Origin of the sequence: Sedimentibacter acidaminivorans, from assembly GCF_017873955.1 — a bacterium.
GTDB classification, from domain to species: Bacteria; Bacillota; Clostridia; order Tissierellales; family Sedimentibacteraceae; genus Sedimentibacter; species Sedimentibacter acidaminivorans.
The window spans coordinates 125,239-143,776 of record NZ_JAGGKS010000007.1 but is presented as its reverse complement, the minus strand read 5'-3'; the positions used below and the strand labels follow the sequence as shown (position 1 = coordinate 143,776).

The window sequence follows — 18,538 nt, the reverse complement described above, 5'->3', positions numbered from 1 at the left end:
TGTTCATTTAATCATCTCCATTTAATTTATTTATCATGCTAGCCGTATATCCAGCTCCAAAACCATTATCAATATTAACTACACTAGTACCTGATGCACAAGAATTTAACATTGATAACAAAGCAGCTACACCATTAAAACTTGCTCCATAACCAACGCTTGTAGGAACTGCTATAACTGGTACATCCACAAGTCCGCCTACTACACTACCAAGTGCTCCTTCCATGCCTGCTACACAAATTATTACATTTGCAGAACAAATTACATCAAGGCGCGCTAACAATCTGTGAATTCCAGCAACACCTACATCATATAGCCTTTCCACACTATTTCCTAAAACTTCAGCAGTTACAGCTGCTTCTTCAGCAACAGGAATATCTGCAGTTCCACCAGTCATAATTAGAATATTTTTTTTAGTTTTAATAATTTCTTTTCTTTTAATAACAATAATTCTCGCTAAATCGTAATATATTGCATGATCAGTTATTTTACAAACACTTTCATAAACTTCTTTGCTTGCTCTAGTTGCTAAAATATTATTTTCTCCTAATTCTAGCATTTTAGATATTATTCCATTAATATGTTCAAGAGATTTTCCTTGACAAAATATTACTTCTGGATAACCATTTCTAAGTGCTCTATGATTATCTATTTTAGCATAATCTCCAATTTCAGTAAATGGAAGTTCTTTTAATTTTTCAACAGCAGAATCCACTGATATCTCTTCATTTTTAACTTGCTCTAAAAAATATTTTAATTCATCTTTATTCAAATTATTTCACTCCCCAAACTTCTTTAATATCCTGACTTACTTCCTCATTGAAACTTCCTACTCTGTATCCTTGTAAATCTAAAGTTACATAATTAAATCCAAAGCTTTTAAAATTCTTAATTACATTTTCTCTGTCTTTTTCTATGAAATTCAGAATATCTTCCATTTTTAATTCGATTCTTGCAAGATTACCATGATATCTTACTCTGAAACCTGTATATCCTAAATCCAACAAGTAATTCTCACAGTTTTCAACCATTTTCAAATTTTCTTTTGTAATTTTAGTGCCATATGGAATACGAGATGCTAGACATGCCATTGAAGGCTTATTCCATGTCGGTACATTTAATTTCTTAGAAAGTTCTCTAATTTCAGCTTTTGTTAAGTTAGCTTCTTTAAGTGGACTTCTTACTCCCAATTCTTTTAATGCTTTCATTCCAGGTCTAAAATCTGCTGTGTCATCTGCATTAGTTCCATCAACTACATATTTAAACCCATTATTATTTGCTGTATTAATAATTGTTGAAAATACAGCAGTTTTACAGTGATAACATCTATCTGGCTCATTAGCAACAAGCCCTTCTATATTCCATTCATCTCCAATGATAGGAATAAATTTTGCATTTAATGATTTAGCTAAATTTTCGGTTTCATCGGTATCTTTTTTAGGATACATTGATGCACTTACATTGATGCCTGCTGCATTTTCTTTTAAAACGTCATTTGCTACAGCTAATAAAAATGTGCTATCTACTCCACCAGAAAATGCTACAGCAACACTGCCCATCTCATTTAAAATTTCTCTTAACTTTAGATATTTCTCGTCCATTATATACCTCTCAAAATATTTATAATTACCTTAATTTTATTAAACATGTCTCTCCACATATCATCTGCATTTCTAGTATTAATTCTTAAAATGTTCATCTTTTTGAACATATTGGACAACTTTGCAGTGCAAATGGTTTTTCCAATCCACATCTGTCTAGTAATTCTCCATCATTTAATATCTTTTGTGTGCTACCATCAGCTAATATTTGTCCATTACCTAAAACAATGGTTCTTTCACATACGTCTAAAACCAAATCTAAATCATGAGTAGCTATAATTTTAGTATGGGTAAAGTCTTTTAATAAATTTATTAATCTTCTCCTGCTTTTTGGATCTAATGCGGAAGAGGGCTCATCCATTAATAAAATATCAGGTTCCATTGATAAAACTGATGCAATTGAAACAGAACGTTTTTCTCCCCCCGAAAGTTTATATGGTGGTCTTTCCATCAAATGAGAAGCACCGACAATCTCCAATGCTCTTTCGACTCTTTTTTTCACTTCAATTTCTGATAATTTATAACTTCTTGGGCCAAATGCAACATCATCATATACGGTAGCATTAAATAATTGGTCGTCAGCATTTTGAAAAGTAAACCCAATTTTCTGCCTAATAGTTGAAAAATTCTTTTTTATTACAGCTAAATCTCCAATGCGAATATCTCCGCTATCAGGAGACAATATGCCCACCATAGATAAAAGTAGTGTAGATTTACCAGCACCATTTGACCCTACAATTGCGACTGACTCGCCATGATTAATCTCAAAGCTAATACCATTGATAGCTTTTTTACCATCAGGATATGTATAAAAAATATTTTTTAGAATAACCTTATGCTGACTCATAATTAAACTCCTGTCATTATACTACCCAACAATACTGGGATATTGTAAAACCTAACCAAAACCATAAAACAAATCCATATAAACAAATATATATAATCTTTTAAGTATAACTTCTCTTCTTCACTCTGATGATATTCTCCATTATATCCACGCAACACCATGCAATAGTAAATGCTTTGAGCTCTATCATATGTTCGCATCAACAGCTGTCCCAAGAGCGAGCCCCAAGATTTATAATGTATTCCTTTTTGTTTGGGAGCCCTTAGTGTATAAGCAGTCCAAATGTTTGCAAATTCTTCTATCAAAACATATATATAACGATAAGTCAATAAAAACTGTATTGTAAATATTTTTGGTACCTTCAACTTACTTAGAGACATAGCTATATTGTCAATGCTAGTTGTTGATATAAACAGCAATGCACATAATACTGTAAAAAAACATTTTATAACCAAACCTAAATATGAAATCCATCCCCTTGAAATAAATACATTTGCAAAGATAATAATTGGTTCTTTATCTATTATGGGATTAAAAATTCCCACACCCAATACTATTGGCAAAACAATCAAAGAACGTTTAAATACAGGCATAAATGGAATATCACCCAAATTAAAAATGACAATTGGATAAACGGCCAATGGAATCAAATTAATAATTTCATATTTATCGAACGAAACAGTTGTTATGATGTATACAATGCTTACAATTAGTTTAACCAGTGGATGAAGTTTATGTATAACGGTACACCTTTGAGACATTTCATCCAAAAACCTTATTTTATATATGGAACTTGTTATATTTGACATCTTGTTAAACCTATCATTTAATTTTGATTTGCACCTTTCTTAAGTTTCCTATAAACATTTGTTGTCACACCAATTAATATCGCTAAAACAGCTGTTAATAAACTGCCGATTATTCCTGAAACTGAGGTTCCAGCACTAACAGGGATATTAGACTTCATTTGTTCATTTGAACTATTTTTAAACCCATAATCGGGTAGAAATGCAATTTTTTCCTGTACACTTCCTATAAATTCATGAAATGCACCAGTATATTCCACTTCAGAACTACCAGTAATTTTTTCAATAGACCATTCTAACCCATCAGGATTTGAAGAAGCATACAAAGATACTACACCACCAATTAAAACAATAGCACATAATAAAACTATAATTATTTTTTTATATGATACTTTTTTATGTACTTGCCCGGATTTAATAGTTTCTAATATTTCTGGGCGCGCATTCCAAACAAAAGATATTACAGCAGATGTTATCAATCCTTCTATAATTCCAATAGCTAAATGAATAGGTTGCATTAACAGTAAAAATGGACCAAAAGGAAGCTCTGTTTTACCAGAAAAAGCTGTTTCTAATACTACACTAAAAGCACCTAACTGCAATCCAGTAATTACCGATAACAATGATGCAATAAATATTTTCTTCTTTGATATTTCGTTTTTTACTATTTTCTTATAAATTAAGTTGTAAGCAATAAAACATGTGTAAAATCCCATATTAAAAATATTGCATCCTAATGCCAATAATCCTCCATCTGCAAAAAATAATGCTTGTATAGTTAATATACATGCCATTGTCAAAAATCCTGCGTATGGACCAAGCAAGGCAGCTAAAAGGATACCACCTCCGATATGACCACTAGAGCCTGTACCAGGTATTGTAAAATTAATCATTTGTGCAGCAAATACAAATGCACCCATTACTCCCATTAATGGAATTTTCTTTTCATTTAATTCTAATTTTCCGTCAAATTTTGTTTGTACTTTTTTCACCGAATAGGATGCAATTCCTGCTGTAACAGCAAACATTGTACCCCCTACAACTGGTGAAATTAAAGCATCAGCCATATGCATAATTATCATCTCCTTTTTAATAACAAAAAAGTATCTACTCAACTTCTGCTAGGGGACCTATGTCCTCCTTCACTGAGCACACTCCTTAATGACAAAGGACACCCCGTCCTTTGCAACCCTTACTTTTATATACTAGGAAAAAACTTTCCTAGCATATAAGAAAACCACAAAGTAAGCACTCATTCTTAAGTGATTAAACCTTCGTGGTTTTATTTTTCATTTAATATTTTTTTTTTACTGTTGAAAACCATCTGCACCCGATTTTAACATACTTGAAGTCGCTTGAGAGTTCGTCCCCATAGCAATGATTTCAATATCACAGTTTTTCAAAGACTTCAGTCTTTCTACAACCTGACTTCCAATGCCTCCACCTTTACCATCAATTACAGCTATTCTTATAAATGGTATGCTCTTTTAATACTTTAAGAGATTTGAATCTACATGAAAATATAATCTTACTTTCATATATACAGCTCCTAAATCATATCCATATGATTATACAATATATTTAATCAATTTTCAAGCAATAATTATGTTGAATTATTTTCTTCGAATTTTTTATTTCCCCAATATATATATCGACCTATTAACATAACAAAAAAGCATAAAAAAATAACAATAAATATACACTTATTGCTATTTTTATTTATATATATATATCTTTGACATTAAGCTTGTTGTGATTATACTTAGCAACATATTTTAAATCCTATCTGAGTTAGCATTTCTTTGTCTTTGTCAATATTATTGCCGGATGTAGTTAATAAGTCTCCAGTTATAGTAGCATTGGCACCTGCATTGAAAGCCCGTATTCCAGAATTCTCCATAAGAATTCTTCCTGCTGCTAATCTAATCCTAGCTGCTGGATTAATAAAGCGGAACATTGCTACAGTTCTTAGTATTTCATCTTCCGTCAGGCATTCAAGATTTTCATAAGCAGTTCCACTAATTGGCATTAAGGCATTAATAGGAATGGATTGCACCCCTAGTTCTGCTAAACTAACAGCCATATCCAAACGATCTTCAAACGATTCTCCCATTCCAATAATTCCGCCAGAACAGACATTGAACCCTAACCTATGTGCAAGTTTAATTCCATTTATCTTATCTTCATATGTATGAGTTGTGCAAACATTAGGAAAATTTCTTTTTGATGTTTCTATATTTTCGTGATACATAGATACACCACTTTCTTTTAAAGCAATAAATGCTTCTTCCGAAAGCAAACCATGGGAAGCGCACAAATCTATATCGCATTCCTCATTCATTCTTTTATAGGTATTACAAGCTGCTTCTAAGTCTTTTCCTTTTAAGTCGCGTCCAGCTGTTACAATAGAATAGCGGTGTACACCTTTATCTGCATGCTTTTTGCAATCTGCTACAATCATATCCGTATCTAAAAAACTATATTTTTCGATTCCAGTATGGTGGTAACTGCTTTGGGCACAGAATTTGCAATTTTCACTACAACTGCCGCTTCTTCCGTTGATAATAGCACATAAATCAACATCATCACCACATAATGCTTTACGGATACTGTCAGCGGCTTGACAAAGTTCATCTAAATTTTCAGTAGCAAAAAAACTTAAATCCTCGTTACGCTTTAGTATTCTTCCCTCAATTATTTCCTGTGATAATTTTATGATATCCATAGTATTTTTGCCTTTCTTCTGATATATTAAGTTATTAAAGTCTCTAAAGATTATAGGTATCCAGCTCTTTGTACATGTTTTTTTATTGTAGATCCTAAAAGAGTTGCGATTATAATCTTTACAATATCACCGATGATGTATGGAATTACGCCTGCAAACAAAGCTTGATCAAAAGTCATGTTTGCTTGATAAGATAACCAGGCTGTCCCTAAAGCATATGTTACAATTGTTCCAAACATCATTCCCAATACATACATGTAGACTTTACCTGGGAATTTGTCAACAAAAGATCCGGCAATCATCGCCATAAAGATGAACCCAATTAGGTAACCTCCAGTTGGGCCTAACAACTTAGCAGGACCTGATGTAAAACCCGAGAAAACAGGTATTCCTACAAATCCAATTAGAAGATAAACTAAGTAGCAAATAGTACCCTTTTTCCCGCCAAGTAAAATAACAGTAAAGTAAATAGCAAGGTTAGTAAATGATATTGGAACTGGCGAAATAGGAATTATAATGGATAGTGGTCCTAAAATACAGGTAACTGCAGCCATAAGACCAATTAGAGTAAGATTAATTATTTTTTCATTTCTCATAATGTGCTCCCTTTTTATGTACTAGCGTTATTCTATTTCATGAATACATTATGTATTATACTTTACTCTAGTTTTATTGTCAACCAATTTTATTTTTAAGGTTAACGACATCTGATTAGCTGTCATAACTGCTTAATATATCACATTTAATAATTTTTTAGGATTTGCAGAAACTATGATAAATATCATTCAAAAAATTATATAAGTAACTCTGCTTCGCTGACACTTTGAGATCTATTTAATTCCCTTTTATTATCTAATGACCAAATCGTCTAATTAATTCCCATTACACTCTCCCATATTTATTTTTTGCTATAATATCATTATCACATAATACTATTGAATTGTTTAAAAAATACTCATGCCTATACTACTGGCTTATAACCTACTAATGTTGTAAAACAACTATACTCAAAATTAAATATCTAAATTTATCATTATTCGTCCTCACACTTGGTTTCAAATATCTGCCCCTCAATGCTGATGATTTCATCAATGGGAATTCTTGCGCCATCGGTCATAACAATAACTCGTTCATATTCGTCTATCTTTTTAGCCGTACCTATAACAGTAACATAGCCACCACCATTTTTCTTTTCATCTGACTGAAGTAGGTAATTGCTATTTCTGGATGCTCTTTGAGCTGGTCTACTATGATTTGAAGCCTATCCCTCAAAACATCCTTCATATATTTATCCAATTCAACTCTCTCATCAGTCAATCTTGCGGTTTCTTTTATAGCAGCATCATATCCAGTCAGTGCGGCGAATGGGGAAAACTGAGCTGCCCGGTCAATAGCTGGCATATGAGGGTGTGTCGCAGAGACATGGTGTGGTAGATTTATGATATCATCATATTTTTCCATCATGCCTTGTGCCCTCCTATCTGCTTATTCCGTTCTAATGTGGTAGCGCCTTCTTCCAGATTCATACCTTTTATAATGGCGTTCTTTCCGTATTTATTTTTTATCTCCAATATTGTCTTCTGCATTTTTTTCTCACGCATAAGTTCGACTTCTTCTTCCTCTTTTTTCTTTTTCATATCCTCGTAATCAGTAAAAAGATCAAGCTGTTCAAAGTTATCAGCCTTTTGAATAGTTGCCTCATCAACAACATGATTAGCAGTAATATTAACTCTCCTGATTAAAAGATTTTTATCAACAATGCGGTCAAATAATTCTGTAACGGCATCCATAATCAACATTGTAGAGGAGGTCTGTCTGTCAAGATTTGTTGTACCATGTGCTGACTTCGGAACTGAACGTCCGTAGTGATCAGTGGTAATCTCCCCATGATATGATTTCTTATTTTCAGGGTTTGTCAGATTTTCAATATCATATCCCACCGTTAAAACAAGTTGATCTGTCACAAGCCTTTTATCCACCAAGTCAAGGACAATCAAATCAGTCATTTCTCGCACAATCAATTTCGCTTTGTCAGAGGTATAGGCAGAGTGCAACACCTGCCCTGATCCAATACTGTTTGTGCTTGGCTTATATGCCTTAATATCAGCAATAGTACATGGTTCCCATCCCCACGCATGGTCAATCAACAACTCAGCATTTATGCCGAACATCTTGTATAGTAAATCCTCGTTATAGTAATCCTTAGCCTTACCAATAGAACATCTTGCAATATCTCCCATTGTAAAGAGACCTTGTTCTTCCAACTTCTTAGCATATCCTTTGCCAACGCGCCAAAAGTCTGTAAGAGGACGATGTGACCACAGTAAGCGACGGTAGCTCATTTCGTCCAATTCTGCGATCTTCACACCTTTTTCATTGGTTGGAATGTGTTTTGCCCTAATATCCATCGCAACCTTGCAAAGATACAGGTTTGTGCCAATTCCTGCTGTTGCTGTAATACCAGTCGTTTCAAGAACATCCAAAATCATTTTCATAGCAAGTTCATGCGCCGAAAGATTGTAGGTGTTCAAATAATTTGTGGCATCAATGAATACCTCGTCGATGGAGTAAACATGAATATCTTCAGGAGCAATGTACTTCAAGTAAATATTGTAAATCTGAGTGCTATACTCCATATAATATGCCATTCTCGGCGGAGCAGCGATGTAGTCCAATGCGATATCAGATGAAGATTTCACTTCAGTGTCGTTAAAGGAAGCGCCTGAAAAAGCTCGCCCTGGTGCTTTATTTAACCGTTTTGCATTTACTTCCTTGACTTTCTGAATCACCTCAAACAGCCTTGCTCTACCGGTAACTCCATATGCTTTTAGGGAAGGAGAGACAGCAAGACATATGGTTTTTTCAGTTCGACTTGCATCAGCTACAACTAGGTTAGTAGTCAATGGATCAAGCCCTCGTTCCATACACTCCACCGATGCATAGAAGGACTTCAAATCAATTGCTATAAATGATTTAATGAATTCAATCTTTTCATTTTTAGCCACTTTACCCCTCCTGACAATGATTTGGTACATCTATATTATTTACTATAATACTATACTCAATTCTTCTGGATCATTTGTTCCTAGTTCACCTCTAAAAGCTTTTGACAATATTGATTTCTTCAATAATTCAATATGGTCGCTTAATAAAGTAATCCCATCAATTTTTTCTTGCTCCTCAGTAAGACTGTCAAGGATATTAATAATTGCTTTCTGCTCTTCCACAGGAGGTATAGTAATAATGAAATTCTTGATATCCCTCTGAAAAAGATGAGGCGTAGTACTTCCTGTAATTCTCTCCCTAACAACTTGCTGCATATCAGGCCCCTTTAAAAAGTAATATAAGTATTTAGGAATCATTGAATTATCAGCTCTTATTAACAATAACGAGGAGTTAACTGTTGCCTTCTCTTCCAAACCTTTTACAAATCCTAACTTACCTATTCCGGCTCCATCTTTCGTCAATAATATATCATCATTTTGAACCATAATCTCCGGACTTTCAATATATCTTTCATCAGTAATCCTATTCACTTCCGAATAATCAACATAATCCCCATAATTCAAATTGTATACCGACAATAGCATAGGTCCGTCTTCAACATACTCGTCTGCTTTTAAACCTTTCCATCCAATTCGTCCTGCAAAATAAACAAGATTATCTAATTTTGATTCAACCCACCCTTCAGGTAAAACATCATTTCTCTCATAGGAAAAATCATAATCTTTTTTAGGCTTTTTTAGCCCTTCTTTTTTGGCAATAGCGATTAATGAGTTATATCTTTCTAACCTTTGACTCTTTAATGCCTCTAGTTCATTAGATGCATTAGAATACGTCCCATGCTCTTCACGCCATTTCTCAGTCAATTCCCCACGAAAAGCCTTAGCCAATATTGCTTCTTTTCGCTTTTCAAAACCTTCACGAGCTTCATTGATTAAAGTCTCTGCTTTATCAATTTTCTCAAATAAAGATTCAATTCGGTTGACGATACGTTGTTGTTCTGGTAAGGGCGGGAGTGGTACTAAAATATTATTGAATATAGTCTTTGTAACATGAACCATACCTGAACCATGTGTATTTCTATATAATTCTTCAATAACTTCTTGAACCAAATAATAGTGAAACTTCTTATTAATATAACTATCTACCTTGAAAATGTGTTGGTTGAGTAGAGCATTTTCACCTTGCCAGATAAATGCACCTAGTGTTGCTGACCATGAAATCAAAAAATCTCCACTCTGAACATAATACTTTTCATCGATTTCTCCATCAAAATAGTTATAGGTATTATTAGTACCTGTTAAATTCTGAATCCTTATTATAGGTTTTCCTTTTTCTCTCCAATCACTTGATTTAAATGCTTTTCCATTTATGTAATTTCCAATCACTCCTAATTTTGTCCATTTCCAATTTGAAGGGATTTGATACGGTTGATCCTTAGCTTCAATGTGAATATCTTCAAACTTCATTTCAACAGCCATACTACTCTCCCCCCAAGTGTCTAAGCTCTTTAACAACACTCATAAGAAGATCAGCTGCTTCTTCTAACTTACTTGCTGCTTCTTCAGCACTTTCAATGGGATCTGGAAGGTCTTCATACTCAGTCAACGAATCATCTCTAATCAAACCTAGATCTAATGAATTGTTTTTATCCTTTATTTCTTCTCTGGTAAACACATTAAAACGTTCATCATCAACCTTACTTCTATCCTCCGCTAAGTATGCTTTAATAAATCCTTCAAAGTGACTTTCATTCAATGGATTACGCTTACCAAAGTTATTCATATTAGTTCTTAAATCATAGAACCATACATTCTTAGTATTGTGCTCTTCTGTAATTCCACGCTCAAAAAATAACACATTTGTTTTAACCCCTTGCGCATAAAATATCCCTGTAGGTAAGCGAAGAATTGTATGAAGATTACATTTATCCATTAAGTCTTCACGAATCTTCTGTCCGTCACCATCTTGAAACAATACATTATCTGGTAATACAACTGCCGCTCTAGCCTTACCATCTTTCTTCAGCGATCTATATATATGTTGCAAGAAGTTCAATTGTTTATTTGACGTTAAGAACGTTAAATCATCTCTTGAAGCTCTCTCACCACCCTTTTTTGTCCCAAATGGCGGATTCGTTAATACCACATCAAAGTTCTTCATCTTAGTACCCAAACTAGTCAATGTATCTCCAAGATAAATATCACTTTCAATATCATGTAACATCGCATTCATTAGTGCTAATCTGTGTGTCTCTTGAACTAGCTCACAACCAGTAAATGCTTCTTTTTTTTGAAATTCTTGTTCTTTTTCACTCAAATCAAAAAGGTCATTGTTTTTATTCTTAATATGTTGATCTGCGGCAATCATGAAACCAAATGTACCAGCTGCAGGGTCATTACATTTTTCACCTGGTTGAGGATCTATGAGTTGAACCATAACATTGATTAGTGGTCTTGGTGTAAAATACTGCCCTGCTCCTGATTTTTTCTCATTGGCATTCTTTTCTAATAGCCCTTCATATAGATTTCCAAGACCTTCTTCTTTTGCACTATACCAGTCTAATTGATCGATAGACTTAATAATCTTTTCAAGGTTCTTTGGTTCATCAATATTGGAATTGGCATTGGTATAAATTTCTTTAATTCTGCCTTCGCTCTTAGTGCCAAGATCAAGTAAAAGTTGTCTGTAAAAGTTTTTTAGCTCTACACCATCTTTTTCAACCAATCTGTCCCAACGATATTCTTCAGGAATATTGGTCTCTACATCTCTTTCCTTTGACATCTTTAAGAAAAGAATATATGTTAATTCCGATACATACTGATGATAGGTAATCCCATCATCCCTTAATACATTACATAAGTTCCATAATTTGCTTACTATTTCATTGGTATTCATTTATGCCGTCTCCACTTCTGTGTATAGATTTTCATTTAATACTTTAATAATTGTATCTAGTTGATTACCTAAGAACTTGTTGATTCTATCATAGCCACCATTACTCTTAAATGCACCTTTTTCAAAGGATTCTCTGTCAATAATATTCTCTTTCATTAATTGTGACTCTATCCGATCCAACCACTGCATTTGGATTGGTTTCCATTGTTGCATTTTTCTTACTTTTCTCATGGCATTGCTAATACGCTCTTCATGACTTAATAAAGCATCTCCAAGAGCCTGCTGTCTAACAAAACTAATAATATCTGCAACAATATCTTCATTAGTAACTTTATTATATGCATGGTTTAGATTAATCTCTGTATAACCATGTTCCTTAAGCTCTAATTGTAATTGCCTTAATGATTCTCTTGTTAATTCTTGTGGCCTTTGACATACAATTTCTAGTGCCGGAATTTTATTCATATTGTCCATAATAAACTGACCAAATTCCTGTAGATAGTCTTCTGGTTTAGTTGTATCACCATAGCCAACACTATGTTCTCTGAGTTGATCAGCATGGGTTGAATATATTATTTGAGAAGGATTGTATATAACTTTATCCAGTAACACAACCGCTTCTTTGTAATCATTTAAAAGTTTCGTTGCTCCCTCTAAATCTGCATTTCTAACCTTTTCAATAAATTGATTTGGTGACAATCCATTAGCCTTACCCTTGAATAACTCAATGGTATCATCATCTAATCGCCTTTTTTTTCGTTGCATCTTAGCTATAACTGTGTCAATATGAAATTTCTTATGATCAGTTATTTCAAGTTGGTCTAGTTCATCTAATAACGTTTCTAAAGAAACTTTGGTCTTTGTGACCACTGGTTTCATATTTGACATATCTTGTAATCCTTCATATAGCTTCACTGCATCGTAGATATTAAAGTGTGTTTTCTTAATGTCATCACACAGCCTTGTTCCTCGTCCTATCATTTGCTCATACAGAATGCGAGATCTTACACGTCTTAAGAATACCAAGTTGCAAATTGCAGGCACATCAATTCCTGTGGTTAGAAGATCTACAGTTACTGCAATAACAGGATTTACTTCATTTTTAAATCTTTTTATCGCTTCTAGCGGATCATGAATAGATCCAGTAATTTTCATAATAGCATTATCATTAAGACTATACCCTTTTTCTTCATACTGATCTTTCATTATACGAACAATCATATCTGCATGAAGATCAGTTGCTGCAAATATTAATGTCTTTTCCGGACCAGTGGGGATAATGTAATCTGTAATCTCATCTAATACCACCTTGTTAAAATTCTCATTAACAACTTTCTTATTAAACTGCTCAACTTCAATCTTCATATCATCTGGAAGCTCTGCACTATTGGTTATTTCATTGGTTACTGGATCATAAATTGGCACAACATCACCAGAACTATACTGAATACCATCGTCACTTAAATCCGTTATGATTTTATGTGGTGGTTCATGATCAACCAAATAACCATCAATAACGGCTTCTCGATATGTGTATTGAAATACAGGTAATCCGAATATTGAACTTGTATGTAGCGCAGGTGTAGCTGTTAATGCGATTTTCACAGCATCAAAATATTCTATTACAGCTCTATATTTACTGATATAATCCTCTTGACTTCTAAACTCTTGCTCAACTTCACCCATTTCTTTATCAAGGATATAGCCTCTATGAGCTTCATCTACAACGATACAATCGTAGGTATCAATTGATGGTATATCCGTATCTGAATAAAGAATCCTTCTTACCATTCCTTGCACAGTAGAAATATGTAACTTTGTCGTTAATTCAGGCGTTTTCTCACCAAGAACTTTTACATCATAAATATTTGTAAATGTATCCAATCCTTCAATAAAGCTATCGTTAAAAGAATCTTCTGCTTGTTCTCCCAGCGAAGACCTATCTACTAAAAATAGCACTCTTCTAAAACGGTCGCTCTTAATCAACCGATAAATAAGACCCATAGTAGTTCTTGTTTTACCAGTTCCAGTTGCCATTGATAATAAAATGTTTTCTTGACCTTTATCTAGGGCTATTTCAACATTTTTAATGGCCTTGATCTGATAATCTCGAAGTCCTAAACCTTTTGGATCTTGCAAGTATACAAATGGCTCGTTTTTCAAATTCTCTTTAGCCTTCTCTAGGTCATGCTTAATCATATTCATAAGACCTTCTGGTGAATGCCAAGACATAAGGGCTTTAGGATGGTTTGTTGGTTTTCTAGCATCTAGAAACCATACCCCTGATTTTTCTTGAAGTTGCTTCAAATATTTTCTACCATTGGTAGCAAATAGGAAGGGCACTTTATAGTCATCCCATTTATCAATAACATATTCGCCATGTTCTTCTTTAATTGCTTTAGCATAGCCCTTAGACTGTTCTATATCAGCTTGAACATCCTTGCTACCTCGCTTAGCTTCGACGATCCCAACAAGTTGTTGGTCTATAAATAAGGCGTAGTCAGCCCAGCCTTTTGCTCTGGAACCTACTGCATTAGTTTCCCATTCTGCAATTGCTACACTTTTCTTCTTTAAGGGTAATGTTTTATTCTTCTTATAATTTAATTCAACTGAATCTACTTCCCAACCACTATCTCGAAGCTGTTGATCAATAATTACTCTTGTTTCAGCTTCGTTGAGTTTAATTAGAGATGCAGCTTTCGCTGATTTTTGTTTTCTATCGTTGGTTTCTTCAGCTGTAGCAGCTTTTCTGAACCGATCTAACTCATCTTTTAATTTTGCTAAATCTTCTTCGTATTGTTTGGTGATTTCATCAGATTCCGTTTTTAATTGATCGACAGTATATTGTTCTTGTACCTGAACCGGCTCAATGTATTTAGGTGCTTCAAAGTTCCAATCACCATATGTCTGCATGAACCATACAGCCAATTTAAAGGTAAGGCTTGTATTAGTTTTCGCCATTTCAACATCTTCATAAGCTACATGAGCTGCATCATTTCTTGACTTACGAATTGTATATAAAATCTGATCTATACTATAAGGAATACAACCATTTTGCTTTAAAGTACGAATCTTATTCACTTGGGTTGTATCATAAGGCATTTCAATATTATCGTATGCAAACATATAATCAACCAAACGCTCAGCAAACATACCCAACTTAATAAGCGTGGTGTTAGAATCTTGATATATATTCTTTTCAGCTAATTGACCAAGTTGTGATAATCCCGGCCATATTGACTCTAAAAATTTGAAATTATTGGACATTTAGTACCTCCCACAAATAATGCTTTCCCTATGTTAATATTATATACTAAATTGGTGAATAAAGGAAACTTCATTTACTCACTGAAATCAATTTCTTCTTCAGCTATATTATAAATGTCAATTCGTTGTTCGATATCAATCCTATTCACTAACCAGCCTCTTAGTGCACAGTTCTTAATAAACTCATCAATACGATTTACACCATCAATTTCTTTTAAAGTAACTACAATCCCAAATTTTAAACCTACTCCACATTTCTGTTCTAAACGCTCTTTGGTTTTTAAACTTAATCCCCATATCCCTTTATCATATGCTTTTTTTGCACGTCCACTAGGATTATAAACTTCTCTGATATGTTTCACATTATCCCATTTTCTAAAATATTTCCTAGCATCTTCTTCCCAGGTGTGATGTTGCGTATCAGCGCTTTGATAGTTATTATTTATTGGTTTTATACCATTTTCTTTTAATCTACCAAACTGTATATCCAACTCTGTATTGGTATAATCAACTCCTTGATTTCTAGAACATGCTGGGAAATAGCACATAGTCGCTTTGGCTATAAATGGATGCTTCTCTTTATTTATTGGAACCGGAATATTATAGTTGTAAGTATCATACTCCTCTGAAACACCATATAAAACGAATTGAATTTCATCATCTTGAGATTCTACAATATCGCTAATCTTTATAGGCACAACTCCATGCCCACTCAATAATAGATTTCCTTTATCCTCATTCCACCCAGTTGAAGAATCGATTAATAATGCTTTTGCTACTTCCCTACTCAAACCTAGTACATCAATTAAGTATGACAATTTTCTTGAAATCCAAGGAGCAGCAAAAGAAGTACCTCTCACAAAAGCCTCACCTGTAGGTGTACAAACTCTTATGTACTCTCCTGTATCTCCACCATAATAACTAACATCAGGTTTGGTAAAAAATGATAAAACTGGTCCTTTTCGAGTGTAAGATGCAGGTTGCCCATCATTTTTTACTGAATTTACAATAACAGAATTTATTGAGTCTGCAGGAGCACCAATTCTTAAGTTCTTATCTGAATTTGAATTATTAGTCCCTGCAATTACAAATATCACATCATTCTCATATTGAATCTTATCTAATATAGCAGCCTCAGGGGATATAAAATTCTGGTTTATTTCAAGTTTTGAACCTAAAGATAAGTTCCAAACTTTAATATCTTTATTATTTGATACTATTTCATTTATGTTTCTTAAAATCGTGAAGGAACTAAACTGATTACCTGCCGCAACTCCAAAATGTCTCACTCTAAACCTGCCACATCCATCGTCTAACTTGGGATTTGATGCTGGTCCATCTACAATGATAGACGATACTGCTGTTCCATGGTTATAATCACTTGGTGATAAAGTTATTTCACTTGGTAACATATTTTTGAATTCGACCCAATCTGAAAAATAGACATTTTGATCAAACATTGTATCTATCACACCAATAAACGGTTCAGTAGTCGGACTAGGGATTTTAATCAAACTTTCTTCAGCAAAATCGAAATCTTCGCTGTCAAGCTTTGTCAAATCAGTAACAGCCATAGAAATTAAATACGGCGCTTTACTCAAAAGAGTTCTTAATTCATCTGGTCTTAATAAAATAGTAGTATCATCTATAACTCTTGTAAAATGCAACTGAATCCCAATCTTTTCCATAATATTTGTTGCTTTGATATCTGTTTTATATATAGTTATGATTGACTCATCTTTTATCTCTTCTGTTTCAACAAGTATATCAAATTTATTTACATAAAACGCATCTACAATAACATTTACAAAAGTGGTTCGTGCGAGTTCTTCAGATTTTAAGAATATCTTCTTCTCATTTATCCCTACTATATCATCATAAGTTATTACCCCTTTAAACTCGTCAGACAATATATCTACACTTTTTTGTAGCAATGTGATTGATTTATCTATTAGATCCATTGAGACATAATGTGTTATTATATGTTTTGGTGATCCATCATCAGAAAATCTCGCTCCTACTATTGAGCTATTAGCTGTAACTCTACTTTTTGATAAAAGAGCTTTAATACGATTACTTTTTGCTGCTACTTTATTATAATATACACTGACCAATGCACCTGGAATTATATCTTCACTTTCCCAAAATCGTTTAAGTCTAATCAAATCTCTAGTCAAACTCTGTAACTTTTCCATTTTTACATGATGTCCTGATGGAAGTTTACTAGAAGCAGGTGTTGAACTATTTTTTGCCTGTTCAAATCTTCCTTTTAATTGTAATAAACTATTCATTTGCAGATATCTCCTTTATTTCTCTAGAGATTTGACTTTTTGAAACTCCTGTAAGTAGCTCCAATTCCCTAAGCGTAAATCCTTTAGCATGCAAGTCAATAATGTCAAGCTTCTGCTCACCTAATGCCGACTTATATAATCTTATTAAATAGTCAAATTCACTATTTGGATTACTGAATGCTAGAGAAGTCTTAATCATATTTTTAAGGTCGCCTGGATACGGAATATTATCCATGGTACCAATAATTTTTTTAAACAACCTCATATTTCTTCCGGCTGATTTGAACTTCGGCAAAAGCTCATTCAGAATAATCTCTGCAATTTCAACTAAGTCCTCTCGTGAATATCTTCCGTAGTCTACTACAGAATCAAATCTACGAATTAATGCTTTGTCAAAAGCATTAAATAAGTTTGTAGTCGCAATGATTATCACCTTATTATTAATAGAATCAAGCCCTTTAAGTACTGAAGATGTGGCTCTTCCCATCTCACGTAAATCATTTGAGTTTATTCTATCAACGGCTAAAATGTCAATTTCATCAAAAAGAACAACAACTTTTTCCGGATTAGGGACCTCTTGAATTTCATCAAATAACTCCGCTATATTCTTCCCAGTCTGTCCAAGCTTACTATCAATAACCTGATTAAAGTCAACAGCAAATAGCTCTCTATCAAGGATTCTAGCTATTTGTTTCACTGATTCAGTCTTACCAGTTCCTGGTGGTCCTTGAAATAGGAATTTATTAATTCCAACGTTATGCCCAACTGCATTCACTATTCCTAAAACATCATTTTTAATTTCTTCAGGTAAAGGTAATGACTCTGAAGATGTCTCCACCTTTCTAAAATAGTGACTTTTAGAATCATCTACCTGCGGAGAAAATGTATTAGTATTTGAAAGTAACCCCATGATATATTCTGATAGCTGGTAATTATTAATTTCATCAAAATACTTGGCTATCTCGTATGCCTCATTTCTAAATGCTGTATCATTTTTTTCTGAATAATATTTAATTAAGTTTAAAACGTTTTTCTTCTTCATTATTATCACCTCTAATACAATTATATCACTTTGGGACGCTATGTCAACATTTGAGACA

Annotated in this window: 14 protein-coding genes and 1 pseudogene; all 15 read right to left on the bottom strand. The window is 33.5% G+C overall.

Annotated features, from left to right (window positions below; all coding sequences use genetic code 11):
* Window positions 1-7: 7 nt before the first annotated feature.
* Window positions 8-772, bottom strand: a complete 765-nt coding sequence (larB, locus tag J2Z76_RS12085; RefSeq protein ID WP_209512318.1) for a nickel pincer cofactor biosynthesis protein LarB — start codon at window positions 770-772, stop codon at window positions 8-10.
* A 1-nt stretch (window position 773) separates the two neighbouring features.
* Window positions 774-1,601 carry an ATP-dependent sacrificial sulfur transferase LarE gene (gene larE / locus J2Z76_RS12080; RefSeq protein WP_209512317.1) on the bottom strand — a complete coding sequence of 276 codons (828 nt, stop codon included), beginning with the start codon at window positions 1,599-1,601 and terminating at the stop codon, window positions 774-776.
* 94 nt (window positions 1,602-1,695) lie between these two features.
* Window positions 1,696-2,448, bottom strand: coding sequence for an energy-coupling factor ABC transporter ATP-binding protein (locus J2Z76_RS12075; RefSeq protein ID WP_209512316.1), 753 nt, complete (start codon window positions 2,446-2,448; stop codon window positions 1,696-1,698).
* 2 nt (window positions 2,449-2,450) lie between these two features.
* Window positions 2,451-3,257, bottom strand: coding sequence for a cobalt ECF transporter T component CbiQ (gene cbiQ / locus J2Z76_RS12070; RefSeq protein ID WP_209512315.1), 807 nt, complete (start codon window positions 3,255-3,257; stop codon window positions 2,451-2,453).
* A gap of 17 nt (window positions 3,258-3,274) precedes the next feature.
* On the bottom strand, window positions 3,275-4,327 hold the full coding sequence (locus J2Z76_RS12065; protein ID WP_209512314.1) for an energy-coupling factor ABC transporter permease: 1,053 nt from the start codon (window positions 4,325-4,327) through the stop codon (window positions 3,275-3,277).
* Window positions 4,328-4,561: 234 nt separating this feature from the next.
* Complete coding sequence (locus J2Z76_RS16700; protein WP_342455047.1) at window positions 4,562-4,711, bottom strand: DUF3842 family protein; 150 nt, start codon at window positions 4,709-4,711, stop codon at window positions 4,562-4,564.
* Between the two features lie 305 nt (window positions 4,712-5,016).
* Window positions 5,017-5,973, bottom strand: coding sequence for a biotin synthase BioB (gene bioB, locus J2Z76_RS12055; RefSeq protein WP_209512409.1), 957 nt, complete (start codon window positions 5,971-5,973; stop codon window positions 5,017-5,019).
* 56 nt (window positions 5,974-6,029) lie between these two features.
* Window positions 6,030-6,533, bottom strand: a complete 504-nt coding sequence (locus J2Z76_RS12050; protein WP_342455043.1) for a biotin transporter BioY — start codon at window positions 6,531-6,533, stop codon at window positions 6,030-6,032.
* Between the two features lie 479 nt (window positions 6,534-7,012).
* Window positions 7,013-7,443 (bottom strand): annotated as a pseudogene (locus J2Z76_RS12045) (YolD-like family protein).
* A complete protein-coding gene (locus J2Z76_RS12040; RefSeq protein ID WP_209512312.1) occupies window positions 7,440-9,014 on the bottom strand; it encodes a Y-family DNA polymerase in 1,575 nt (524 codons plus the stop codon). The pseudogene J2Z76_RS12045 and the gene J2Z76_RS12040 overlap by 4 nt, the downstream one beginning before the upstream one ends.
* A 12-nt stretch (window positions 9,015-9,026) precedes the next feature.
* Window positions 9,027-10,463: a restriction endonuclease subunit S gene (locus tag J2Z76_RS12035; RefSeq protein ID WP_209512311.1), complete on the bottom strand. Its 1,437-nt coding sequence runs from the start codon at window positions 10,461-10,463 to the stop codon at window positions 9,027-9,029.
* A gap of 1 nt (window position 10,464) precedes the next feature.
* Window positions 10,465-11,880, bottom strand: coding sequence for a class I SAM-dependent DNA methyltransferase (locus tag J2Z76_RS12030; protein ID WP_209512310.1), 1,416 nt, complete (start codon window positions 11,878-11,880; stop codon window positions 10,465-10,467).
* Window positions 11,881-15,147 (bottom strand): type I restriction-modification system endonuclease, encoded by a 3,267-nt coding sequence (gene hsdR / locus J2Z76_RS12025; protein WP_209512309.1) that lies wholly within the window; start codon window positions 15,145-15,147, stop codon window positions 11,881-11,883.
* 74 nt (window positions 15,148-15,221) lie between these two features.
* Complete coding sequence (locus J2Z76_RS12020) at window positions 15,222-17,438, bottom strand: S8 family peptidase (protein ID WP_209512308.1); 2,217 nt, start codon at window positions 17,436-17,438, stop codon at window positions 15,222-15,224.
* Window positions 17,431-18,480, bottom strand: coding sequence for an ATP-binding protein (locus J2Z76_RS12015; protein ID WP_209512307.1), 1,050 nt, complete (start codon window positions 18,478-18,480; stop codon window positions 17,431-17,433). Before J2Z76_RS12015 ends, J2Z76_RS12020 begins: the two co-directional genes overlap by 8 nt.
* Window positions 18,481-18,538: the final 58 nt, after the last annotated feature.